The sequence below is a fragment of the Aromatoleum anaerobium genome, assembly GCF_012910705.2.
GTDB classification, from domain to species: domain Bacteria; phylum Pseudomonadota; class Gammaproteobacteria; order Burkholderiales; family Rhodocyclaceae; genus Aromatoleum; species Aromatoleum anaerobium.
This window is the reverse complement of record NZ_WTVG02000039.1, coordinates 352648-372168: the sequence shown is the minus strand read 5'-3', so window position 1 is coordinate 372168 and position 19521 is coordinate 352648. Positions and strand designations below refer to the sequence as shown.

27 protein-coding genes are annotated in these 19521 nt (G+C 64.8%); 7 read left to right on the top strand and 20 right to left on the bottom strand.

Annotated features, from left to right (window positions below):
• Positions 1–251 precede the first annotated feature (251 nt).
• Entirely contained in the window at positions 252–2045 is a 1794-nt protein-coding gene (locus GO606_RS13995; RefSeq protein WP_169119144.1) for a methanol/ethanol family PQQ-dependent dehydrogenase, read from the top strand.
• 120 nt (positions 2046–2165) lie between these two features.
• Positions 2166–3128, top strand: coding sequence for a hypothetical protein (locus GO606_RS13990; RefSeq protein WP_211166700.1), 963 nt, complete (start codon positions 2166–2168; stop codon positions 3126–3128).
• A 48-nt stretch (positions 3129–3176) separates the two neighbouring features.
• Here the strand turns inward: GO606_RS13990 and GO606_RS13985 are convergent, their stop codons facing one another.
• Positions 3177–3482 (bottom strand): hypothetical protein, encoded by a 306-nt coding sequence (locus tag GO606_RS13985; protein WP_169119145.1) that lies wholly within the window; start codon positions 3480–3482, stop codon positions 3177–3179.
• A 286-nt stretch (positions 3483–3768) separates the two neighbouring features.
• Between GO606_RS13985 and GO606_RS13980 the strand changes: the two genes are divergently transcribed.
• The 4 genes from GO606_RS13980 to GO606_RS13965 all read left to right on the top strand — a co-directional run bounded on the left by GO606_RS13980 (position 3769) and on the right by GO606_RS13965 (position 9265).
• Complete coding sequence (locus GO606_RS13980; protein ID WP_246979580.1) at positions 3769–3912, top strand: hypothetical protein; 144 nt, start codon at positions 3769–3771, stop codon at positions 3910–3912.
• 110 nt (positions 3913–4022) lie between these two features.
• Complete coding sequence (locus tag GO606_RS13975) at positions 4023–6293, top strand: TonB-dependent receptor (protein ID WP_211166701.1); 2271 nt, start codon at positions 4023–4025, stop codon at positions 6291–6293.
• A gap of 324 nt (positions 6294–6617) precedes the next feature.
• Positions 6618–7742 carry a porin gene (locus tag GO606_RS13970; protein ID WP_246979638.1) on the top strand — a complete coding sequence of 375 codons (1125 nt, stop codon included), beginning with the start codon at positions 6618–6620 and terminating at the stop codon, positions 7740–7742.
• Between the two features lie 191 nt (positions 7743–7933).
• Positions 7934–9265, top strand: coding sequence for a cation:proton antiporter (locus GO606_RS13965; RefSeq protein WP_211166702.1), 1332 nt, complete (start codon positions 7934–7936; stop codon positions 9263–9265).
• Position 9266: 1 nt separating this feature from the next.
• Here GO606_RS13965 and GO606_RS13960 read toward each other — a convergent pair whose 3' ends face one another.
• Genes GO606_RS13960 through ettA form a run of 4 tightly spaced genes read right to left on the bottom strand, consistent with a single transcriptional unit; the run spans position 9267 to position 12823 of the window.
• Positions 9267–9911 (bottom strand): class I SAM-dependent methyltransferase, encoded by a 645-nt coding sequence (locus tag GO606_RS13960; RefSeq protein WP_169119147.1) that lies wholly within the window; start codon positions 9909–9911, stop codon positions 9267–9269.
• 16 nt (positions 9912–9927) lie between these two features.
• The gene (locus GO606_RS13955) at positions 9928–10125 is read right to left on the bottom strand and encodes a hypothetical protein (RefSeq protein WP_011239269.1); all 198 of its coding nucleotides are present in this window, start codon (positions 10123–10125) and stop codon (positions 9928–9930) included.
• Between the two features lie 25 nt (positions 10126–10150).
• Positions 10151–11131 (bottom strand): MBL fold metallo-hydrolase, encoded by a 981-nt coding sequence (locus GO606_RS13950; protein ID WP_169119148.1) that lies wholly within the window; start codon positions 11129–11131, stop codon positions 10151–10153.
• A gap of 27 nt (positions 11132–11158) precedes the next feature.
• Entirely contained in the window at positions 11159–12823 is a 1665-nt protein-coding gene (gene ettA, locus GO606_RS13945; protein ID WP_169119149.1) for an energy-dependent translational throttle protein EttA, read from the bottom strand.
• Between the two features lie 108 nt (positions 12824–12931).
• On the opposite strand from ettA, the gene GO606_RS13940 reads away from it, so the two are divergent.
• The gene (locus tag GO606_RS13940; RefSeq protein ID WP_169119150.1) at positions 12932–13870 is read left to right on the top strand and encodes a tyrosine-type recombinase/integrase; all 939 of its coding nucleotides are present in this window, start codon (positions 12932–12934) and stop codon (positions 13868–13870) included.
• Between the two features lie 89 nt (positions 13871–13959).
• Here GO606_RS13940 and GO606_RS13935 read toward each other — a convergent pair whose 3' ends face one another.
• The 15 genes from GO606_RS13935 to GO606_RS13865 all read right to left on the bottom strand — a co-directional run bounded on the left by GO606_RS13935 (position 13960) and on the right by GO606_RS13865 (position 19512).
• Positions 13960–14238, bottom strand: coding sequence for a hypothetical protein (locus GO606_RS13935; protein ID WP_169119151.1), 279 nt, complete (start codon positions 14236–14238; stop codon positions 13960–13962).
• Position 14239: 1 nt separating this feature from the next.
• Complete coding sequence (locus GO606_RS13930; RefSeq protein WP_211166703.1) at positions 14240–14455, bottom strand: Acb2/Tad1 domain-containing protein; 216 nt, start codon at positions 14453–14455, stop codon at positions 14240–14242.
• A 68-nt stretch (positions 14456–14523) separates the two neighbouring features.
• A complete protein-coding gene (locus tag GO606_RS13925) occupies positions 14524–15012 on the bottom strand; it encodes a DNA N-6-adenine-methyltransferase (protein WP_211166704.1) in 489 nt (162 codons plus the stop codon).
• Between the two features lie 120 nt (positions 15013–15132).
• On the bottom strand, positions 15133–15357 hold the full coding sequence (locus GO606_RS13920) for a hypothetical protein (protein ID WP_169119154.1): 225 nt from the start codon (positions 15355–15357) through the stop codon (positions 15133–15135).
• A gap of 71 nt (positions 15358–15428) precedes the next feature.
• The gene (locus GO606_RS13915) at positions 15429–15671 is read right to left on the bottom strand and encodes a hypothetical protein (RefSeq protein WP_169119155.1); all 243 of its coding nucleotides are present in this window, start codon (positions 15669–15671) and stop codon (positions 15429–15431) included.
• A 73-nt stretch (positions 15672–15744) separates the two neighbouring features.
• Positions 15745–15930: a hypothetical protein gene (locus tag GO606_RS13910; RefSeq protein ID WP_169119156.1), complete on the bottom strand. Its 186-nt coding sequence runs from the start codon at positions 15928–15930 to the stop codon at positions 15745–15747.
• Positions 15927–16208, bottom strand: a complete 282-nt coding sequence (locus GO606_RS13905) for a hypothetical protein (protein ID WP_169119157.1) — start codon at positions 16206–16208, stop codon at positions 15927–15929. The genes GO606_RS13910 and GO606_RS13905 overlap by 4 nt, the downstream gene beginning before the upstream one ends.
• A complete protein-coding gene (locus tag GO606_RS13900) occupies positions 16205–16582 on the bottom strand; it encodes a hypothetical protein (protein WP_169119158.1) in 378 nt (125 codons plus the stop codon). Before GO606_RS13900 ends, GO606_RS13905 begins: the two co-directional genes overlap by 4 nt.
• Positions 16579–16902, bottom strand: coding sequence for a hypothetical protein (locus GO606_RS13895; protein WP_169119159.1), 324 nt, complete (start codon positions 16900–16902; stop codon positions 16579–16581). The genes GO606_RS13900 and GO606_RS13895 overlap by 4 nt, the downstream gene beginning before the upstream one ends.
• Positions 16899–17078 (bottom strand): hypothetical protein, encoded by a 180-nt coding sequence (locus GO606_RS13890; RefSeq protein WP_169119160.1) that lies wholly within the window; start codon positions 17076–17078, stop codon positions 16899–16901. The genes GO606_RS13895 and GO606_RS13890 overlap by 4 nt, the downstream gene beginning before the upstream one ends.
• The gene (locus GO606_RS13885) at positions 17075–17557 is read right to left on the bottom strand and encodes a hypothetical protein (RefSeq protein ID WP_169119161.1); all 483 of its coding nucleotides are present in this window, start codon (positions 17555–17557) and stop codon (positions 17075–17077) included. The genes GO606_RS13890 and GO606_RS13885 overlap by 4 nt, the downstream gene beginning before the upstream one ends.
• Entirely contained in the window at positions 17554–17721 is a 168-nt protein-coding gene (locus tag GO606_RS13880; protein ID WP_169119162.1) for a hypothetical protein, read from the bottom strand. Before GO606_RS13880 ends, GO606_RS13885 begins: the two co-directional genes overlap by 4 nt.
• Positions 17718–18035, bottom strand: a complete 318-nt coding sequence (locus GO606_RS13875) for a winged helix-turn-helix domain-containing protein (RefSeq protein WP_169119163.1) — start codon at positions 18033–18035, stop codon at positions 17718–17720. Before GO606_RS13875 ends, GO606_RS13880 begins: the two co-directional genes overlap by 4 nt.
• The gene (locus GO606_RS13870) at positions 18032–18985 is read right to left on the bottom strand and encodes a helix-turn-helix domain-containing protein (protein WP_169119164.1); all 954 of its coding nucleotides are present in this window, start codon (positions 18983–18985) and stop codon (positions 18032–18034) included. The genes GO606_RS13875 and GO606_RS13870 overlap by 4 nt, the downstream gene beginning before the upstream one ends.
• Positions 18985–19512 (bottom strand): hypothetical protein, encoded by a 528-nt coding sequence (locus GO606_RS13865; RefSeq protein ID WP_169119165.1) that lies wholly within the window; start codon positions 19510–19512, stop codon positions 18985–18987. Before GO606_RS13865 ends, GO606_RS13870 begins: the two co-directional genes overlap by 1 nt.
• Positions 19513–19521: the final 9 nt, after the last annotated feature.

The window sequence follows — 19521 nt, the reverse complement described above, 5'->3', positions numbered from 1 at the left end:
GCAAGGCCTGTGCCATGGCGGTGACGCGGCGGGCCCGGGACTCGCGGATATCCGTGCTGTTCCGAAACGGAACGACTGCTGTCATTCGCTACAGGTTTACGGCGAGAAATTCCTGCGCTTGCGGCCGGGAATACCTATTTTGGTATATGCCTGCCGATGGCATGGCCCTTGCGGGAATGGCTGTCGAACCGGACGAACCTGTCCGGGGGCGTTCCCGAACAAAACGACGAGAAATGCAAGGAGGAAGGTAAATGAAGCAGATCCGGAAAAACATACGGGGGCCCGTCGCCGCCACGGTTCTCGCGCTCGCTCTCGCGGGCGTCGGAGTCGCCCAGGCGAAGGAAGTGACCGATGCGGACATCCTGAACGACGACACGGTCACCACGCAGGTGGTTACGCACGGCCTCGGCACGAAAGGGCAGCGCTTCAGCCCGCTGACGCAGATCAACCCGGAGACGGTCAAGAATCTCGTGCCGGTGTGGTCGTTCTCGTTCGGCGGCGAAAAGCAGCGCGGGCAGCAGTCGCAGCCGATCGTGCACGACGGCAAGATGTTCGTCACCGCGTCCTACAGCCGCATCTTCGCGCTCGACGTCAAGACCGGCGAGAAGCTGTGGAAGTACGAGCACCGCCTGCCGGACGGCATCATGCCGTGCTGCGACGTCGTCAACCGCGGTGCCGCAATCTATGGCGACCTGGTGATCTTCGGCACGCTCGACGCGCAGCTCGTCGCGCTGAACAAGGACACCGGCAAGGTCGTATGGAAGGAGAAGATCGAGGACTACAAGGCCGGCTACTCCTTCACCGCGGCGCCGCAGATCGTCAAGGGCATGGTCATCACCGGCAACTCCGGCGGCGAATTCGGCATCGTCGGCCGCGTCGATGCGCGCGATGCCAAGACCGGCAAGCTGGTGTGGACGCGGCCGGTCGTCGAAGGCCACATGGGTTTCAAGTACGATGCGGCCGGCAAAGAGGTCGAGAACGGCATCTCGGGCAAGACCAACGCGACGTGGCCGGGCGACCTGTGGAAAACCGGCGGCGCCGCACCGTGGCTGTCGGCCTACTACGATCCGGACGTCAACCTGATCTTCATCGGCACCGGCAACCCGTCGCCGTGGAACAGCTGGCTGCGCCCGGGCGACAACCTGTATTCATCCTCGACGGTCGCGATCGATCCGGACACCGGCAAGATCGTCTGGCACTACCAGACCACGCCGCACGACGGCTGGGACTATGACGGCGTCAACGAATTCGTGTCCTTCGAATACAAGGACCCGAAGACCGGCAAGACGGTCAAGGCCGGCGGCAAGGCCGACCGCAACGGCTTCTTCTTCGTCAATGACCGCACCAACGGCAAGCTGCTGAACGCCTTCCCGTTCGTCAAGCAGATCGACTGGGCGAAGGGCATCGACCTCAAGACCGGACGGCCGATCTACGATGACACGAAGCGTCCCGGCAACCCGTTCACCGAAGGCGGCGGCGACGGCAAGAAGGGCACGACCGTGCTCAACGCCCCGTCCTTCCTCGGCGGCAAGAACCAGATGCCGATGGCGTTCAGCCCGAAGACCGGCTACTTCTACGTGCCGGCCAACGAATGGGCGATGGACATTTGGAACGAGCCGGTGTCGTACAAGCGCGGCGCCGCCTACCTCGGCGCAGGCTTCACGATCAAGCCGCTGCACGACGATTACATCGGCGCGCTGCGCGCGGTCGACCCGGTCAGCGGCAAGATCGTCTGGGAAGTCAAGAACAACGCGCCGCTGTGGGGCGGCGTGCTGACGACCGGCGGCAACCTGGTGTTCTACGGCACGCCGGAAGGCTATCTGAAGGCGGTCGACGCGACCACCGGCGCCGAGGCGTGGAAGTTCCAGACCGGTTCCGGGATCATTGCGCCGCCGATCACCTGGGATGACAACGGCGAACAGTACGTCGCGGTCGTGTCGGGCTGGGGCGGCGCGGTGCCGCTGTGGGGCGGCGACGTCGCCAAGCGCGTGAACTTCCTCGAGCAGGGCGGTTCGGTGTGGGTGTTCAAGCTGCACAAATCCTGATGTGCTGACTCCCCGGCGGCAACAGCCGAAATCCGGGGGAGCGGTGGCGGCACTTGCGTGACAGCGCAGGTGCCGCCTGTGCAACGGCGCCGCCGCATCGATGCCGGGAGGAACGGTGAGATGGATGAGAACCGAATCGTCGCACGGCTGATTCTTGTTTTCGCGATGCTGATCGGGATCGCTGCTCTGTCCCGTGCGCCCGCTGCCGGGGCTGCAGAAGCTCCGGGCGGCGTGACGATTCTCGTCGAAGGCGAGGGGTGGGGCTCAGCCGATCGCGAGGAGATCGAAACACTGCTCCGTGCCGTCGCCGACGAGTTGATCAGCCGCCGCGGAGGTGTGCTCGATCAGCCGATCCTGGTCACGCATGCTCCCGGTAGCCCGGTAACCCTCTATGAAAGGGGAGGCGCCGGCGAATACCAGATACGGCTGTCGGCGCGCAACCGGAGCTGGGCGCAATACGCGTACCAGTTCGGACATGAGCTGTGCCACATCATGTCGAACTTCGCGGGCGCCGCCGGCGTCGCGGGGCGCAAGCGCAACCAGTGGTTCGAAGAGGCGGTTTGCGAAGCCGCGGGCCTTTACGCGCTTCGCAGCATGGCAACCCGCTGGCAGACCGACGCGCCCTATTCAGCCTGGAAAGATTACGCTGCGGCGCTGCGCGGCTATGCAGACCGCCTTGTCGCCGAGCCGCATCGCCGTTTGCCCGGAGGTGTTTCGGCGGGCCGATGGTTGCATGCGAAGCTCGATGTCCTCGCCGGCGACCCGTACCGCCGCGACGACAACGAGGTCGTCGCGAACCTGTTGCTGCCTTTGTTCGAACGGGCTCCCGAGCACTGGGCTGCGCTTCGCTACCTGAATCTGCATCCGGCCGACGCCACCGTCGACTTGTCACAGTACTTGCGTCACTGGCGCAGCAACGCGCCGCGCGAGCACCGGCAATTCATCGACGAGGTGGCGGGCGAACTCGGCCTTGGTGGCCTCCCGGATCTTCGCGACGTGCAACCCTCTACCGCAATCGCTGCGGCTGACCCGCCGCGTCCGGCCGGCGTTCAGGCCGGCAGCGCGGGTCCGCTCCCGCAATGAAGTTCGCGAGCACGCCCGGCCGGGATGCAGGCCCGGCGCGGGATGGCGTTAGTGGAAACCGGCCGAATCGCGGTCTGCGATCGCGTTTCTCATGCGAATCTCAAACCCCAGCCGCTGGACGTAGCGATCGAGATCGCGGTCGCCCACCGAGCTTCCGCGCGGGCCTTCCTCGCCGGGAACGTCGCCGGGCCGTCCGAACACGCCCGCGTCCTGTTTGAGTTCCACCCGTTCTTGCACTGCCCGCGCCTGCTCGTCGAAGGATTGATCCCTGACTTTGTCGGGAGCCGCCATGCTCGGCGGCACGATCAGCGCCAGTGTTGCCATCGCCGCCAGGAAAGTTGATCTGGTGTCCATGTTCCTTCTCCCGAATGCGTTGCTCCCTGGAGTTTCTGCCGGTCTGTGCCGAGCGTTTGCATTTCCACTATAGGTGTCGCCGGTGCGGACACAACGCTCGCTTCGAGGGTGCGTGCCAGCCTTCGAACCCTGCCGGAAGCGCCTCGAGGCGGCGTTGAGGGGGGCGGGGTGTGCGGAATGGCCGGCCTGGACCCGGTGTCACGGCCGGCGCCGGCGTGGTCAGAATGGCATATACCTTGCATGCACGGGGCCTGAAGGACGCCGAGGGCACGCACTCGTCGCCGGGATGATCGACAAGCTCAAGTCCGCAGACGAGCCGCCCATCGCGTACATATGGCGCAATCCGGTGACGAATCGCGTCGAGAACAAGCGCTCGTACGGGCGCCGCGAAGGCGGCGCGCTGATCGGTGTCGGGCATTACATCAACTAAGGAAGATCGAGACAGCCGGTATGACCAAGTCATCAAGAACCCTGCCGGGGAGGGCAGGCAGGAACGCTTTGCGGGACGATTCCGGTATCCGCGCAAGATACCTTCTGTCGATGACGACATGCTCGCAGCTCGCATTGGCCGCTGCGATGATGGCAGGCGGCAGCGCCGAGGCGCAGAACGCGATGCCGCCGCAGGCGGCGGAGGCGATGCTCGAGCCGGTGGAGATCATCGGCACGACGCTGTTGCCCGGTATCGGCCTGCCGCGTGAGCAGATTCCGGCCAATGTGCAGACGATGCCCGCGCAGAGCTTGCGCGAAGCGGGCGGGGTTTCGCTCGCCGAGAGCCTGCAGCGCCGGCTGCCGAGCATCAACGTGAATGAGATGCAGGGCAATCCCTACCAGGCGGACCTGAACTACCGCGGCTTTTCGGCGTCGCCGCTGCTCGGTACGCCGCAGGGGCTGTCGGTGTTCCTCGACGGCGTGCGCGTGAATGAACCGTTCGGCGACGTCGTGAACTGGGACCTCATCCCGCGCTCGGCGATCGCGTCGATGACGCTGGTGCCCGGCTCGAATCCGCTCTACGGCCTGAATACGCTGGGTGGAGCCCTGGCGCTCGAAACCAAGCGCGGCGACACTCATCCGGGCGGTGAGTTCGAGGTGTACGGCGGCTCGTTCGGCCGTCGCGGCGGTGCGATTCAACACGGCGGCACGCGCAACGAAGCGTCATGGTTCCTGGCCGCCGAAGGGCTCAAGGAGGACGGCTGGCGCGACCACTCGCCGACCGATGTCGGCCAGGTCTTCGGCAAGTTCGGCTGGACCGCCGGCGTGACGGACCTCGCGCTCACGCTCACCCACGCCCGCACCGATCTCGTCGGCAACGGCGTCGTGCCCGAAAGCCTGCTGCGCGCCGAGGGGCGCGAGGCCGTCTTCACCCATCCGGACCAGACCCGCAATCGCGGCACGCTGCTGGCGTTGTCCGGCAGCCACTGGCTCAACGACAGCGACCAGCTTTCCGGCACGGCCTACGTGCGGCGCACGCACACTCGCACCTTGAACGGCGATCTCGAAGACGATTTCGAGGCCGGCGACGATGAGAACGGCGCGCTCAACCGCACCGCGACGCGCCAGAATGCGGCGGGCGTCGCACTGCAGGGAAGCCGCATCGCCGGCGCGCACCAGTTCGCGCTCGGCGCGTCGCACGACCGCGGCCGCAGCAACTTCCGCCAGACCGGACAGGAAGGGGAACTCGACGGCAGCCGCGGCGTCCAGCCCACCGACGACGAGGAAGAGGTCAATGAACTGCTCGGCCGCACGCGCACCACGAGCATTTACGTCACCGACAGCGTCGCACTGACGCCGGCGGTGCAGATGACCGGTTCGCTGCGTTACAACCACACTCGTGTCATCAGCGATGATCGCCTGCGCCCGAACGCGCCGGGCAATCTCGACGGTGATTTCACGTATCGCAAATTGAACCCCGCGCTGGGTTTCACCTGGCAGATGAGTCCGGACCTCACGGGCTATGGCGGCTTCAGCCAGGGCAACCGGGCTCCGTCGCCGATCGAACTCGGTTGTGCCGATCCGGAAAACGCCTGCAGCCTGCCCAACGCGATGGCGGCCGACCCCTTCCTCGAACAGGTCGTGACGCGCACGTTCGAACTCGGCCTGCGTGGCCGGCTGTCGGATGATGTTCGCTGGAACGCCGGCGCGTTCCGCAGCACCAACCATGACGACATTCTCTTCGTCGGCACCGGCGGCAGCCTCGGCTACTTCACGAACTTCGGCAAGACGCGACGCGACGGCATCGAGCTGGGACTGGATGGCGAAACCGGCTCGCTGGACTGGCAGCTGCACTACAATTATCTGCGCGCCGTGTTCCGCTCTTCGGCCTGCGTGCTGGCCGAAAACAACAGCACCGCAGGCCGGGACGGCTGCGGTGAGGACGAGATCCTCGTCTCCAGCGGCGACCGCCTGCCGGGGCTGCCCGCACATAGCCTCAAGGTCGCGCTGTCCTGGCGCGCCACTGCGGCGCTGCGCGTCGGAGCCGACCTGGTTGCATATTCGAGGCAGTACGCCCGTGGCAATGAGAACAACGCGCATCGCGCCGGCGACGAGTTCGGCGGGCGCGGCAGGGTGCCGGGCTATGCCCTGTTCAACATGAGTGCCGACTATCGGCTGGGCAGCGGCTGGATGCTGTTCGGCCGCCTCGACAATGTCTTCGACAAGCGCTATTCGACGGGCGGCGTGCTGGCCGAGAACTCTTTCGTCGGCCCCAATAGCGCCTTCGCAGCGGATCCGGACGCGTGGCGCAGCGAGCAGGCCGTGGCTCCCGGTGCGCCGCGAACCGCGTGGATCGGCCTGCGTTATCGGTGGGGAAGCTGACGGGTGTTCCTGCAGCTGTTCCAACTTGAAACATTTCTGTTGCGGTGATTCCTCCCGCGGTGCGTCGAAGCGGATCACGTGTTGCTGCGAAATGCAGTAAATGAACGCTAAAAACTCCGAAAAGCGATCAAATCCTGATCACGAAACACTTGGCCCAAGCCTTGCGAAGAGCATGCAGGCGCGCTTGAACGCGTGGCCGCAATGCGCCGGCCGCCGATAGGGGCGGACCGTGACATGAACAAGGCAAAGAACAGGGCCAAGGAGGAAAGAATGAATAGCGGATTGAAAATGGCGGCGTCGGGTCGCATCGTGCTCATCACGGCAATGTGCGCGGCCGCCGTCGGACAGGCGCACGCAGTGAGCTTCTCGCAGGGCGATGCGACGCTCGACATCAACGGCACGATCAACGGTTTCTATGCGCACCGCACGCAGGAAGTCGGCGACGTCAAGACGAAGGACTCGGCACTGACGAACGGCCTGCTGCCCGGCTGGATCAACTTCGTGTTCACGACCAAGGTCGAGGGTCTCGACATCAAGGCCCACGTCGGCTTCGCACCCGGGATCAACGACAAGTCCGACGTCGTCGGCCTGCCGAGCGACCCGTCCTGCGGCGGCGATCGCGGCTGTGACAGCCCGTTCTCGCAGATCGATACCCGTAACCTGTACTTCCAGTTCGGCTCGAGCGACTGGGGCACGGTGAAGCTCGGCCGCGACATCGGCCTGTTCGGCCAGAAGATCATCCTCGCCGACATGACGCTGCTCGGGGTCGGTGGCAACAGCTACGCTGCGACGCCGTTCAACACCACCTTCGGCATGATCGGCCACGGCTACATGTACACAGGCTTCCAGCCGCAGATCACCTACACGACGCCGACGATGGGCGGCTTTTCGGCTTCCGCCGGCATCTTCGACCCGAACCGCTTTGCCGGCGACGAGACCGAGGATCCGGGCTTCCAGGCGATGCTGAACTACGACTGGAAGGCGGGCGACACGACGAGCGGCTCGGTGTGGGCGGGCGGGGTCCACCAGACGACCAGCGGCGACGGCAGCTTCGACGCCAGGGGCCTCGAACTCGGCGCGAAGCTCGGATTCGGCAATTTCGAGGCGGTAGCGTACGGCTTCGACGGCAAGGGGCTGGGCCTGTCGACGGTCGGCGCATTGTTCTTCTCACCGTTCGAGGAGACCAAGGGCAGGGGCTATTTCGTGCAGGGGATCTACAAGTTCGGCAAGACGAAGGTCGGCCTGAACTATGGCGAGAACCGCGACAAGGACGGGCTGCTGGCGGAAACGAACAAGTTCCGCTCGGCGACGTTCGGCGTCTATCACAGCCTCAACAAATACGTCACCCTGGTCGGCGAGTACAACCGCGAAAAAGGTACCGGCGCCGATCTCTTCCCCGGCGACCTGGAGACGCGGACGATTTCGCTCGGCGGCATCCTGTTCTTCTGATCGCGCAATTGCCCCGCCCGGATGGACTTTCCCGTCCGGGCGCGCCTTGCAGGCTGTTTTCCCGTAACAGCAGGAAACGGTAGCGCGGCTGCCCGCTTATTCGTAGATACTTTCGCCTTCCAAAATAAATGCCGACTGATCGGGCGCAAGCGCCGGGCGGTTGGCCCAACGAGAAGGGAAGAGCATCTGCAATGGATAACGGACTGACCAATGCGCAATGGTTCCTGCTGGTCGGCGGGCTGCTGCTCGTCAGGGGCCTCGCCTCGTCGATGATCCGGCGTCTGCCGGTAACAGCGGCGATCATCTATCTCGCCGTCGGCCTGATCGTGGGCCCGACGGTGCTGAACCTGTTCCACTTTAATCCGCTCAAGGAATCGGCGCTGCTCGAAGTGCTGACCGAAGCGGCGGTGCTGATCTCGCTCTATGCGGCGGGCGTAAAGATGCCGGTGCCGGTGAGCCTCGCGCGCTGGCGAGCGCCGATCCTGCTGGCATTCGCATCGATGGCCGTGACCGTGGGCCTGGTCGCGGCGTTCGGACATTACGTACTCGGGCTGCCGCTGGGCGCAGCGGTGCTGCTCGGCGCGATCCTCGCTCCGACCGATCCGGTGCTCGCAACCGACGTTCAGACGCGCCACCCCGGCGACCGGGACCGGCTGCGCTTCACGCTGACCTGCGAGGCGGGGATGAACGACGGCAGCGCGTTTCCGTTCGTGATGCTGGGTCTGGGCCTGCTCGGACTGCACGAGCTGGGCGAGTTCGGGCTGCGCTGGGCGCTCGTCGACGTGGTGTGGGCGACCGTCGCGGGGCTCGCGATCGGCGTCGCCTGCGGCATGACGATGGCGCATGGGGTGGCTCGCCTGCGCCGTGCTGACGCGGCCCACGGTCTGCTCGACGATTTTCTCGGCCTCGGCCTCATCGGCATCGTGTATGGCTTGAGCGTCATGGCGAGCGCGTGGGGCTTCCTCGCGGTGTTCTTCGCCGCCGTCGCGTTGCGGCAAACCGAACGCAGGCTCGCAGGCGCCGCGCCCGACAAGGCCGACCGGCTGCAGACGGGAGAGAACGCGGCGCGTGCCGCGCCGGTTCACGACGTGCCCACCCTCAGCGAGGGGTCGCTGATTTTCAAGGAGCATCTCGAGCGCCTCTCCGAACTGTTGCTGATCCTGCTCATCGGCGGCACGCTGTTCGTCGATTCGTGGAGCTGGCGCGCGGTCGGGATGGCGCTGTTCCTGTTCCTCGTGGCGCGCCCGGTGAGCGTGATGATCGGCCTGATCGGCACGCGCACGCCGTGGCGCATTCGCGGACTCGCCGGCTGGTTCGGTGTGCGTGGCATCGGTTCGCTGTATTACCTGATGTACGCGATCCAGCACGGCCTGCCGGAAGATGTCGCGCTGGAGCTGATTCACATGACGCTGATCGTCGTGACCCTGTCGGTGATCTTCCACGGCACCAGCGTCAAGCCACTGATGGAGCGTTTCTGGCCGGAGGGACGGCCGGCAGCGATCGGCACGCACCGGCGCGGGTGATTCAGGCCTTGCGCCACACGGTCGCGAGCCACGGTTGCTGGTCGCGCGGCAGGCCGGGCGGCCGGTAGTAATGCTCGATCTCGGTGAAGCCTGCGGCGCCGACATAGCCGCGCCAGGCTTCGAGGTCGTGGAAGCAGCCATAGCGCTCGCCATTGAAGCCTTCCTCGTTGTTGCCGCGCGGATTCGACGAGAACAGCACGCCACGCGGCTTCAACGTGGCGTGCAGCTTGCGCAGCACCTCGGGCAGCGCGGCGCTCGGGACGTGGAACAGCGAGGCGTTCGCGAACACGCCGTCGAAGCGGCCCGCGGGCAGATCCAGCGCGAGGAAATCCTGGTGCAGCACTTCGCATCCCGAATAGGCCCGCGCCATCGCCACGAACTCCTTCGCCCCGTCGAGGCCGACGGCTTCGTGGCCGAGCCGGCGCAGGCGCAGCAGATCGCGTCCCGGTCCGCAGCCGAAATCGAGGATTGAATACGGCGGCTCGCCTTCGATCGCATTCAGCAGCGCAGCCAGGTTCTGGCTGACGTCGTGGTCGCGCGTGCCCGACCAGTACGCCGCGGCGTTATGCTCGTAATGCGCGAGCGTCCGTGCCGTCGCCTCCGGTAGCGCGGGCGCGCGGCCGGAGGGCTTCTCCGGGTTGCTCATTGCCGCCCCTCCCGCTTCAACGATACTTCCGGTACACCGCGGCGGCGTCCTGGTGCGCGCGATCCAGCGTGCACAGCGACGGATCGTCGTCGTGCCCGCTGAAGAAATCATCGGCTTGCGCGCGCATCGTCATGCGGATCGCCTCGTCGTCTTCGACGTCGTATTTCTCGGTGATCAGCGTCGTGACTTCGTCCAGGTGTTCTTCGTAGGTCATTTCGCGTTTCCCCAATCGGGCGGCATCACTGCGAGGCCGGCGGCAACGGCGCGAACTCGGCCGGAATCCAGCTGTAGATGCCTTTGCCGTCGGCACGCACATGGCCGATGCCGGGGAACGGCAAGTGCATGCCCGCGACCAGCGTCTTCGTTGCCGCCAGCGAATACATCAGGCTTTTCCTCGTCGCCACCGCCTGCTCCTTGTCGACGTCGAACTCGAACGCGACCTCGGGCCGGGCGAACTGCACCGCGTGCGAATGCACGACATCGCCCCAGATTAGCAGCTTCTTGCCATTGGACTCCACCGCGTACGCGGTGTGCCCGGGCGTGTGGCCATATGCCTTCACGGCGCGGATGCCGGGGACCACTTCGCTGCCTTCGGCGAAGGTTTTCCATTGTCCGCGGGCCTGGTAGGGCGCGGCGGCGTCGACGGCCATCTTGAAGAACGGCTGTATCTCGGCAGGCGCTTGCGCCGCCATTTGCTGCGACAGCCAGAAGTCGTTGTCGGGCTGCGCGACATGGATGGTCGCGTTCGGAAACACCATCTGGCCGGCGGAATCCCCGAGGCCGCCGATGTGGTCGCCATGCAGGTGCGTGACGATCACCGTGTCGACCTGGGCCGGATCGTAGCCGGCCGCGCGCATGTTGCCGACAATGTGGCCCAGCCCCGGCCCGAACAGCTTCGCGGCGCCGGCATCGACGAGCACGAGGTTGCTGCCGGTGTTGATCAGGTAGGCGTTCACCGCGGTCTGCATCTTCGGCCCCGCAACGAACATCCGCGACAGCAGCCGCTCGAGGTCCTGTTCCTTGACGTTCTTCAGCAGCTGCGGGTCGAGTTCGATCGCGCCGTCATAGAGTGCGGTGATCTCGAACTGCCCGAGCATCGTGCGGTAGTAGCCCGGCACCTGTGTCTTGACCATCGGCGCCTCGGCCTGCGCGGGTGCGACCGGCGCGAGGACGGCGAGCGTGCCGCAAAAAGCAAGCATCCACTTGAAGGTTTTTTTCATCTTGTATGGCTCCCGGTGATAAATCGTTCAGCGGCTGATCGGCTTGTAGCGGATGCGTTTCGGCTTGGCGCCTTCCTCGCCGAGGCGCTTCTTCTTGTCGTCTTCGTATTCCTGGTAGTTGCCGGCGAAGAACGTCCATTGCGAGTCGCCTTCGGCCGACAGGATGTGCGTGCAGATGCGGTCGAGGAACCAGCGGTCGTGGGAAATGACGAGCGCGCAGCCGGCGAATTCGAGCAGCGCGTCTTCGAGGGCGCGCAAGGTCTCGACGTCGAGGTCGTTGGACGGTTCGTCGAGCAGCAGCACGTTGCCGCCGGCGATCAGCGTCTTGGCCAGGTGGAGTCGCCCGCGCTCGCCGCCGGATAGGTTGCCGACGATCTTCTGCTGGTCGCCGCCCTTGAAGTTGAAGCGGCCGAGGTAGGCGCGGCTGGGCATTTCGAAGCGGCCGACGGTGAGCACGTCGGCGCCGTCCGAGATCGCATCGAACACCGTCTTGTCGTTGGCGAGGCCTTCGCGAGTCTGGTCGACGGCGGCGATCTTGACCGTCGGGCCGACGACGACTTCACCGGCGTCCGGCTTGTCGCGGCCTTCGATCATCTTGAACAGCGTCGACTTGCCGGCGCCGTTCGGGCCGATGATGCCGACGATCGCGCCCGGCGGGATGCTGAAACTGACGTTGTCCATCAGCAGCTTGTCGCCGAACGCTTTCGATACGCCGTTGAATTCGATGACCTTGCTGCCGAGGCGCTCGCCGGGCGGAATGAAGATTTCCTGGGTCTCGTTGCGCTTCTGGTATTCGACCGTCGTCATTTCCTCGTAGCGCGCGAGGCGCGCCTTCGATTTGGCCTGACGCGCCTTGGGGTTCGAGCGCGCCCATTCCAGTTCCGTCTTCATCGCCTTCTGGTGGGCGGCTTCCTGCTTGCTTTCCTGCGCCAAGCGTTCGCCCTTCTGCTCGAGCCAGCTCGAGTAATTGCCTTTCCACGGGATGCCGTGGCCGCGGTCGAGTTCGAGGATCCATTCGGCCGCGTTGTCGAGGAAGTAGCGGTCGTGGGTGACGGCGACGACAGTGCCGGGGAAGCGCGTGAGGAATTGCTCGAGCCACTCGACCGATTCGGCGTCGAGGTGGTTCGTCGGCTCGTCGAGCAGCAGCATGTCGGGCCGCGACAGCAGCAGCTTGCACAGCGCGACGCGGCGCTTTTCGCCGCCGGAGAGCTTGCCGATGACCGCATCCCACGGCGGCAGGCGCAGCGCGTCGGCGGCGATTTCCATCTGCGTCTCGATGTCGGCGCCGGCGGTCGCGAGAATGTTCTCGTACTTCGCCTGATCTTCGGCGAGCTTGTCGAAGTCGGCGTCGGGTTCGGCATACGCGGCGTAGATCGCGTCAAGCTTCTCGCGCGCTTCGAGGATTTCGCCGAGGCCGGATTCGACTTCTTCCTTGACCGTCTTCGCCGCGTCGAGCTGCGGTTCCTGCGGCAGGTAGCCGAGGCGGATGCCCGGCAGGTGCTGCACCTCGCCGTCATATTCCTTGTCGACGCCGGCCATGATGCGCAGCACCGTGGACTTGCCGGAGCCGTTCAGGCCGAGCAGGCCGATTTTTGCGCCGGGAAAGAACGAGAGGGAGATATCCTTGATGATCTGCCGTTTCGGCGGCACGATCTTGCTCACGCGGAGCATATTCATAACGTACTGAGCCATTTACTAATCCTTTTATTCGCGCGTTTTCATGCGCTTAAAGTTTGCCTGTGACGGTAAGCGAAGATATCCTGAAGGATATTTACGCCAGAATTTACACCACAGAACACCATGGCACACTTCGAAAAACGGGGCGCCGGCTGGAGAGCGCATGTCTGCGTCGATCGTACTCGCAAGACGAAGACGTTCCCCACGAAGCGCGAGGCGAAAGCCTGGGCGGACGAGCAGGAGCAGGACGGCATTCTAGCGCGCCACACACTGCGCGATGCAATCAAGAAGTACCGGCCGATCGCGGAGGCGCACAAGGGCTCGCAGGCCGAACTGTCGCGGTTGGCGCAGCTTGAGAAAATGGAGTGCGTCGATCGGCCGCTCGACCAGATCACGCCGAAGATGATCGGCGCCTACCGGGACACGCGCGGTGAAGCGGTTGCGCCGGTCTCCGTGCGGCGCGAACTCATCATCCTGTCGGCGATCTTCCACACGGCCGTCGACGAATGGCACTGGCTGCACAAGTCGCCGATGGAGTCGGTGAAGCGTCCGGAGACAAGCAAGGCGCGGCGCCGCGGGATCGCTCAGGTTGAGATCGACGCCATCACCAAGGAGCTGGACAAGGCGCGGCAGGGGCCCCAGGTGGGGCAGATGTTTCGGTTCTCGCTGGAGACCGGCATGCGCCTGGGTGAGATCATCGGGCTACGCTGGGCCGACGTGGGCGAGAAGGCCGTCACCCTGCGCGACACGAAAAACGGCGACGCGCGCAAGGTGCCGCTCTCCACCGCTGCGCGCGAGATCATTAAGGCGCGCGAGAACCTGGACCCGAACGAAGTTTTCACCCTTTCCGCTCACGTCGCATCGAAGTGCTTTCAGCGGGCACGGGATGCGGCCGGACATCCAGATGTGCATTTCCACGATGCCCGATCCGAAGCGATCACTCGGCTGTCGAAGAAGCTCGACGTGCTCCAGCTCGCGCGGATGATCGGGCACCGGGATATCAAGAGCCTGCTTCATTACTATGCCGAGTCGGCAGAATCGATGGCGGACCGGCTGGGGTGATGTCGCGTTAACCCCAGTTTCGTAATGTTCACGGACGTGTCGCGTTAACGGTGGAAAGCGACATGTCGTTGAATTTTAGTTAGCCGTCTTCATGGCAGCACGCGCATGTCGTGGCTCATCGCCGTCCCACCGCAGCGCGAACAGGTGGCGCTCCACCCTCGGCCTTCGTCGAACTCCACGCCTTCGCCATCCCACTTGTGTTCGCACGGCCCGCCGCTGGCGCAGGCGCAATAGCAGGCGTTCGGGTTGTGGTTGCTGCGCAGCGTTTGGAGCGGCACACCGAGTTCATCCGCCAGGCGCTGGTGCGCTTCCATTGTTTTCCGGTTGCGCTCGGCGCGCAGCGCATCGAAGTCGGGTGCCGTTTCCATGTCAGAACGTCGTCGGTTGTGCAACGCCACGAGTCAGCGCCATCAGGCCGGTTTGCAGGTCGGTCGCGCCAATGCTCACCCATCGCTGGTCCAGCCCTTCGGTGCCACGCAGCTTCTGCACCAGTTCGCCAAGCTCGACGCCTCGCGCCTTGATCTCATTCATCAGGGCGGCTTCGGCTTCGTTCAGTTGCCGGTAGCCGGTGATCTTCGGTTGCACGAAAGTTTCCATTTTCAATCCTCAGTTTTGCGCCGGTCTTCGTAGCGGGCAGCCGGCTAACCCGTCAATCAACCCGGACCGCTGGCGCGGCCGGTTATTTCTGCGTTATGCCCCACTACCACGAATCCGAGGCCGCTTTGCCTGAGCGCTTCCAGGTTGTCGCGTCCGTAGGCCACCAGGGCAATGGGTGCCCCGCTGTTGAAATCCGCCCGCCGCCCGCAAACGTAGTGGAAATGCGGGCGCCCTTTGAGGAACAGCACGCCGTCTGCCGCTCCCCACACTGTTTCGTAGAACATCGCCGTCTCGGTGCGCGCCGGAATCAAGGCCACCCCGTTCCCGTGGTCGCGCATCCGCCGCAGCCACTTCACGGCCTCGCGACCGAATGGCGGGTTGCACCACACGCGCCCGGCCCACGGCTTGTTCAGGCCGTCATCCAGCATCGTGTAGTGGTTTGCCGCCGTCTCCCAGGGGCGTACCACTGGCGCGCACGGGTCAAGGTCAAAGGTGCCGAGCGCCCGCAGGATCTCGGGCGGCGTCAGCCATTCGTCGTTCTTCATCGCAGCGCTTTGGTGTCCGCTCAAACCCATCTCACTTGCTCCCCGTGTGGCACAACTCGTCAGTCGAGCCGACCTTGCGCGACAATGCCGCGCTCGTCGGCTCACTTTTTGCGTTGGGCGTCAAAGCCGGCATACCTTTTCACCAAAGCGCTCCTTTCGGTCATCTCCGTAGTAGCTCGATGCGAATTGCGGCCTGCGTTCTCGCCCCTTAAGGATTGCGCGATAGTCAATCTTTGGAGCGTTCATCGCCACGCGGCTTCCATCGAACTTGTAGGTTTCAACCTCAAGATCTCCGTGTTCGCTTTTGATCCGTTCCAGGCATTCAATCATTTCCGAAATCTTCATTTCTCTTCCTCGTAATCACATTGCCGCCCAACACCGCGTTCAAGGCCAGACTGGCCTGACGGCCAACGGCCTTAACTCTGTCCGTTGTGTGACAGAGCGCATGCCGGGTACTCGCCGCGGCGCAGCCAGAACAGGCTGCCGCCATCGAACTCATCCCTGTGCAACGGTGCGTGCTCCGGTTCGGTCATCTGGTCGCGTTCGCGGAGGTATTTGCGGGAGAGCGAATCCCATTCCGCGTCGCTCATCCCCGTGTCTTCGCCCGGCTCGATGTAGTACAGGTAGGCGGCTCGCAGCCAGCGGTGGTATTCCGTCATTTCAATCTCCAATCCGTCGAGCTCGTCATTCGAGCGGGACGCTTCGCGCCCCTCAATTCAGACGTTATGCTCATCACACATGCGGCGTCCGCTGCCACGAATCGAGCTTGTCGATCGCAGCCTTCAGCCCGCGGGCGATGCGCTTCGTCCCGCTGTGCTCTTCGAGCCGCGCCAGGAGCGTGACGAGCTTCTGGCGGGCCTCGTAGCTCTCGGCTTTGATCGCCTCGATGCGGCGTTTGGTGTCGCGTCCGACTCTCACTTCGTGTCCTCCAGGTATTCGCCCATCGACAGGGATGCGATCCGCTCGACGGCATAGCGCCCGCGGTGATCTTCGGCGCCTACTATCTTCGCCATCTTGAGGAGCAGCGCGTCGCGATACTCCGGCGTTGCCTTCTTGACGAGTTCGCAGTCGGAAAGCGCTGCCGTGCCTTCCGGCCAGCCGCACCAGCTCAGACGCTCGCCGATGACGCAGGCGACCACCCACTCCTCGCCGGTCGGAATGTGCCGGACGTGGTCGGCGGTGTCGATCATGGTCACGGCCGCACCTCCGCGCACTCGTACAACGCGAACGGCACCACATCCCGGCGCAGCGGCTTCGCGCGCTCGAACACGCACTGGATGTTCGACTCGGCCAGAATGCGCCCGACCGGCATCCGCACGGCCCGATAGCCGTATTCGACGAGGCGCGCGTACTCGGTTTGCGTGAACCACCTTCGCAACTGATCCTCGGAGCGGCAGCCGCAGCCGATGTGCATGCCGACGATGGCGCGCAGATGGACTTGGCCGAACTCCTGATACCACGGGATCAGCAGGTCATGGTCGTCGCGGTCTTCGACCCAGAGGCGGGAGAAGCCGGGCTTCCACGGACCGCGGCCGTCGCTGTCTTGGATGCGATAGATGATGTTCGTCACGCCGCACCTCCGAACAAATCAGCCGTCACCTCATCCCGCACCGCGCACGACGGGCCTTCCGGCGCATCGGCCGGCTCGAAGGCCGTGCACACCGGGTAGTCGTCCTCGTCATAGCGCCACTCGCGCGGATACTCCGGATCGTCGGTGTTGCACCTGAACGTCGCGCCGAGGATCTGGCAGTAATCGTCGTCGTTGGCATCATCGACCCTGACGCTGCCGTTCGTCACACGATCACGCTTGCAGTGGCCGCACCATGCAGCGATGAACGATGCGCCTGAGGTGCCGCTGGACGGCCGGTAGAGCTTGATCGGTGTGGTCATGCTTGTGCTCCGAAAAGATCCACTTGAACCGGGTCCGCCTTCTCCGCCATCGCCCTGCGCCGAGCATTCCCGGCCCAGCCCAGCAGCGTGAAGCTGAAGCCGCGATGCCGGCGGGTGAAGTGGCGCGACTGCGCGAGATAGACGCGGGCGCAGTGGATGAGAGAGGTGCGGGTCATGCCGCACCTCGCTGCTGGATCGTCTGCACGACCTGCTTCCGCACTGCCGCGACGCACTGGCTGAACAGCGTCGCCGGCTGCCGAGTCCAGAAGTCCCGGCTTGTCTCGACGAGCGCATGCAGCGCGTTCAGCTCGCCCGAGTTCGCGCCAAACTTTCCGGTCTTCTGCTCCCGGTCGCGGATGGCTGTCAGCGCGCCCATTGCAATGCGCGTCACCTCCCGCACCGCTTCGTGATCGGCCTTGACGGCGCTGACCGCGATCTTGTGGCACGCGCCGAACATCAGCACATTGCGGCACTCGGCAAGATGGTTCCAGTGCTGGCCAGTTGCCCACCCGCCGCGGAAGGCAGAGAGCGCAGCGCGTTCGGTCATCTCGATCTCGTCGTATTGGCCGATCATGTGGCGGTTGTGCTGGATGTTTTCGAGGCGCGCACGCTTGGCAATGGCCTGACGGGCTCGCAGCATGGTGAGGTTGCTCATTGCTCTACTCCAATCGCGGCGCGCACCAGATCCAGTTGCGTGCGCAGATCCACCAGTTCATAAAGCTGTTCGCGATACACGGCCAGGCAACGGGCGATCTGTTCGCGCAGATGTGCGTTCTCGGTCTCAAGCCGGGCTATGCGGGCTTGCTCTTTTCGCGTCATCGCGACGGCATCCAATACAGGTTCTCGCCCTTGTGCTTGCGCTTCTGGATCTTCTCGGCCGCGAGCAGGATCTTCAGGTCTTCGTCGATGATGCTGCTGCTCGCGTCGGTCTCTTCCGCGAGTTCGAGGGCCGTCATCGGCCCATCGCGCAGCGCTTCGAGGATGGCCTCGCGGCGCGCGGCAGCGGTTTGACGGACCGCCGCCGGGGCGCCGCCGGAGCGCACTGCGCGCGAGCCTTCGGGTACGTGCTGGGTCCCGGAGACGGTTTTTTTCGGCAGCGGCGCGAGGCCCATCAGCATGGAGATGGTCGTCATTGCGCTGCCCTCCACACTGCGCCGCGCTTGGCTGTGCCGACATGGACGAGCGCATACACGTCGCAACGACCTGAGCCGTTGCATGCGGCAGCCATTGCGGCAGCTTGGGCGCTGTCGTGCTTCGTCAGTACGCGCGGTCGACGCTTCGGCGCGCGGACGAGGTAGCCTGCCGGCGCGATGCTCCCGATCTCCGGGCTGACGGTGTTGTCGAGCTGCTCGCGCAGGGCCGCATTCGCGGTGCGCTCGGAGCCGAGGAGGTGTTCGAGCTTCGCGTTCAGGGCGCGGGCGTTCGCCAGCTCGACGGTAATGAGCTGCGCGGCACGTTGTGCGATCTCGACCTCGGTCAGGTCGCTTGGGTCGATGTCGCCGCCGATGACGACGCCGAGCGCTGCGCGGATGGCATCGAGTTCGGTGGTCGTTTCGGCAAAATCGGCGGACACCCTGAGTCCCAGTTCGGCCATCTCCGACCGCTTGTGCACGGCGTTGGCAAGCTCGTAGAGCATGATCCGCCCGTCATCGCCGATCGCGGCGCGGATGTCGGCGATGACATTGAGCAGGCTCGCCACCTGCTGCTCGGCCTCGTCTGCGCGATTCTGCTGTGCGGCGGTCCGCTCAATAGGGTTGAGTGAAACCGTAGCCGGGTCGTATTGCGGCGCCGGGATTGCATGGACGTCCGCCTCGCCGCCCTCGCTGTCGCCGACCGGCAAGCAATCATCGACGGCCGTCGCCTGATCCACACGATCGATCGGCCGCAGCAGCCCATACCGCCCGTCGTACCGCCCGCGACCGGGGATGTGCTCGATCTGGCCCTGATTCGCCAGACGACGCAGTTCGGCGCGCACGACCGGCTCGGCGTGCCCGGTCTCGCGCATGATCTCGCGTACCGTGAGCAGGGTGTGGGAGGCGGCGAGGGCGTCTTCCACGGTGATGATTTTGTCTGCAGCGCCCATCAGAACATCCCCCCGTCGTCGTCACTGTCGGTGTCCGGCTCCACGTCCGGCGGCGTGAGTGTCATCGTGATGTCCTGCTGGATCAGCTCGCACAGGCGCCCCATCTGCTCCGGCGACGGATTGCACTGCAGGCGCAGGCCGAGCGAGACGCTGCCGCCGTTGATCGGGGCGAACGTCAGTTTTCCGACCTTGCAGTCCGGGATGTTGATGTCGGGGATGCCGGATATGCCGATATGCACGCGGAACGTGTAGCCGACGCTGTCCCAGTCCCACTTGACCGGACTCTTGATCTCGGGGAAGCGCAGCAGCGGCATGTGGCCCGGGTCTTCGGGGATCAGTTCGCCCTGGGTGTCGTCCTTGCGGAAGAACGAGCCCTTGAGCGACGGGTGGATCTCGGACAGCACGTCGTTGGTCGTCTTGATCTCGAGCTTGATGTCGGCGCCGAGGGCCTTGTCCTCGCCGTGGCATTCGGCGCGCGGATTGACGGACGAGAGGCGGGCGGTGTGTTCTTCGAATACGAGTTGCATGGTGCGGTG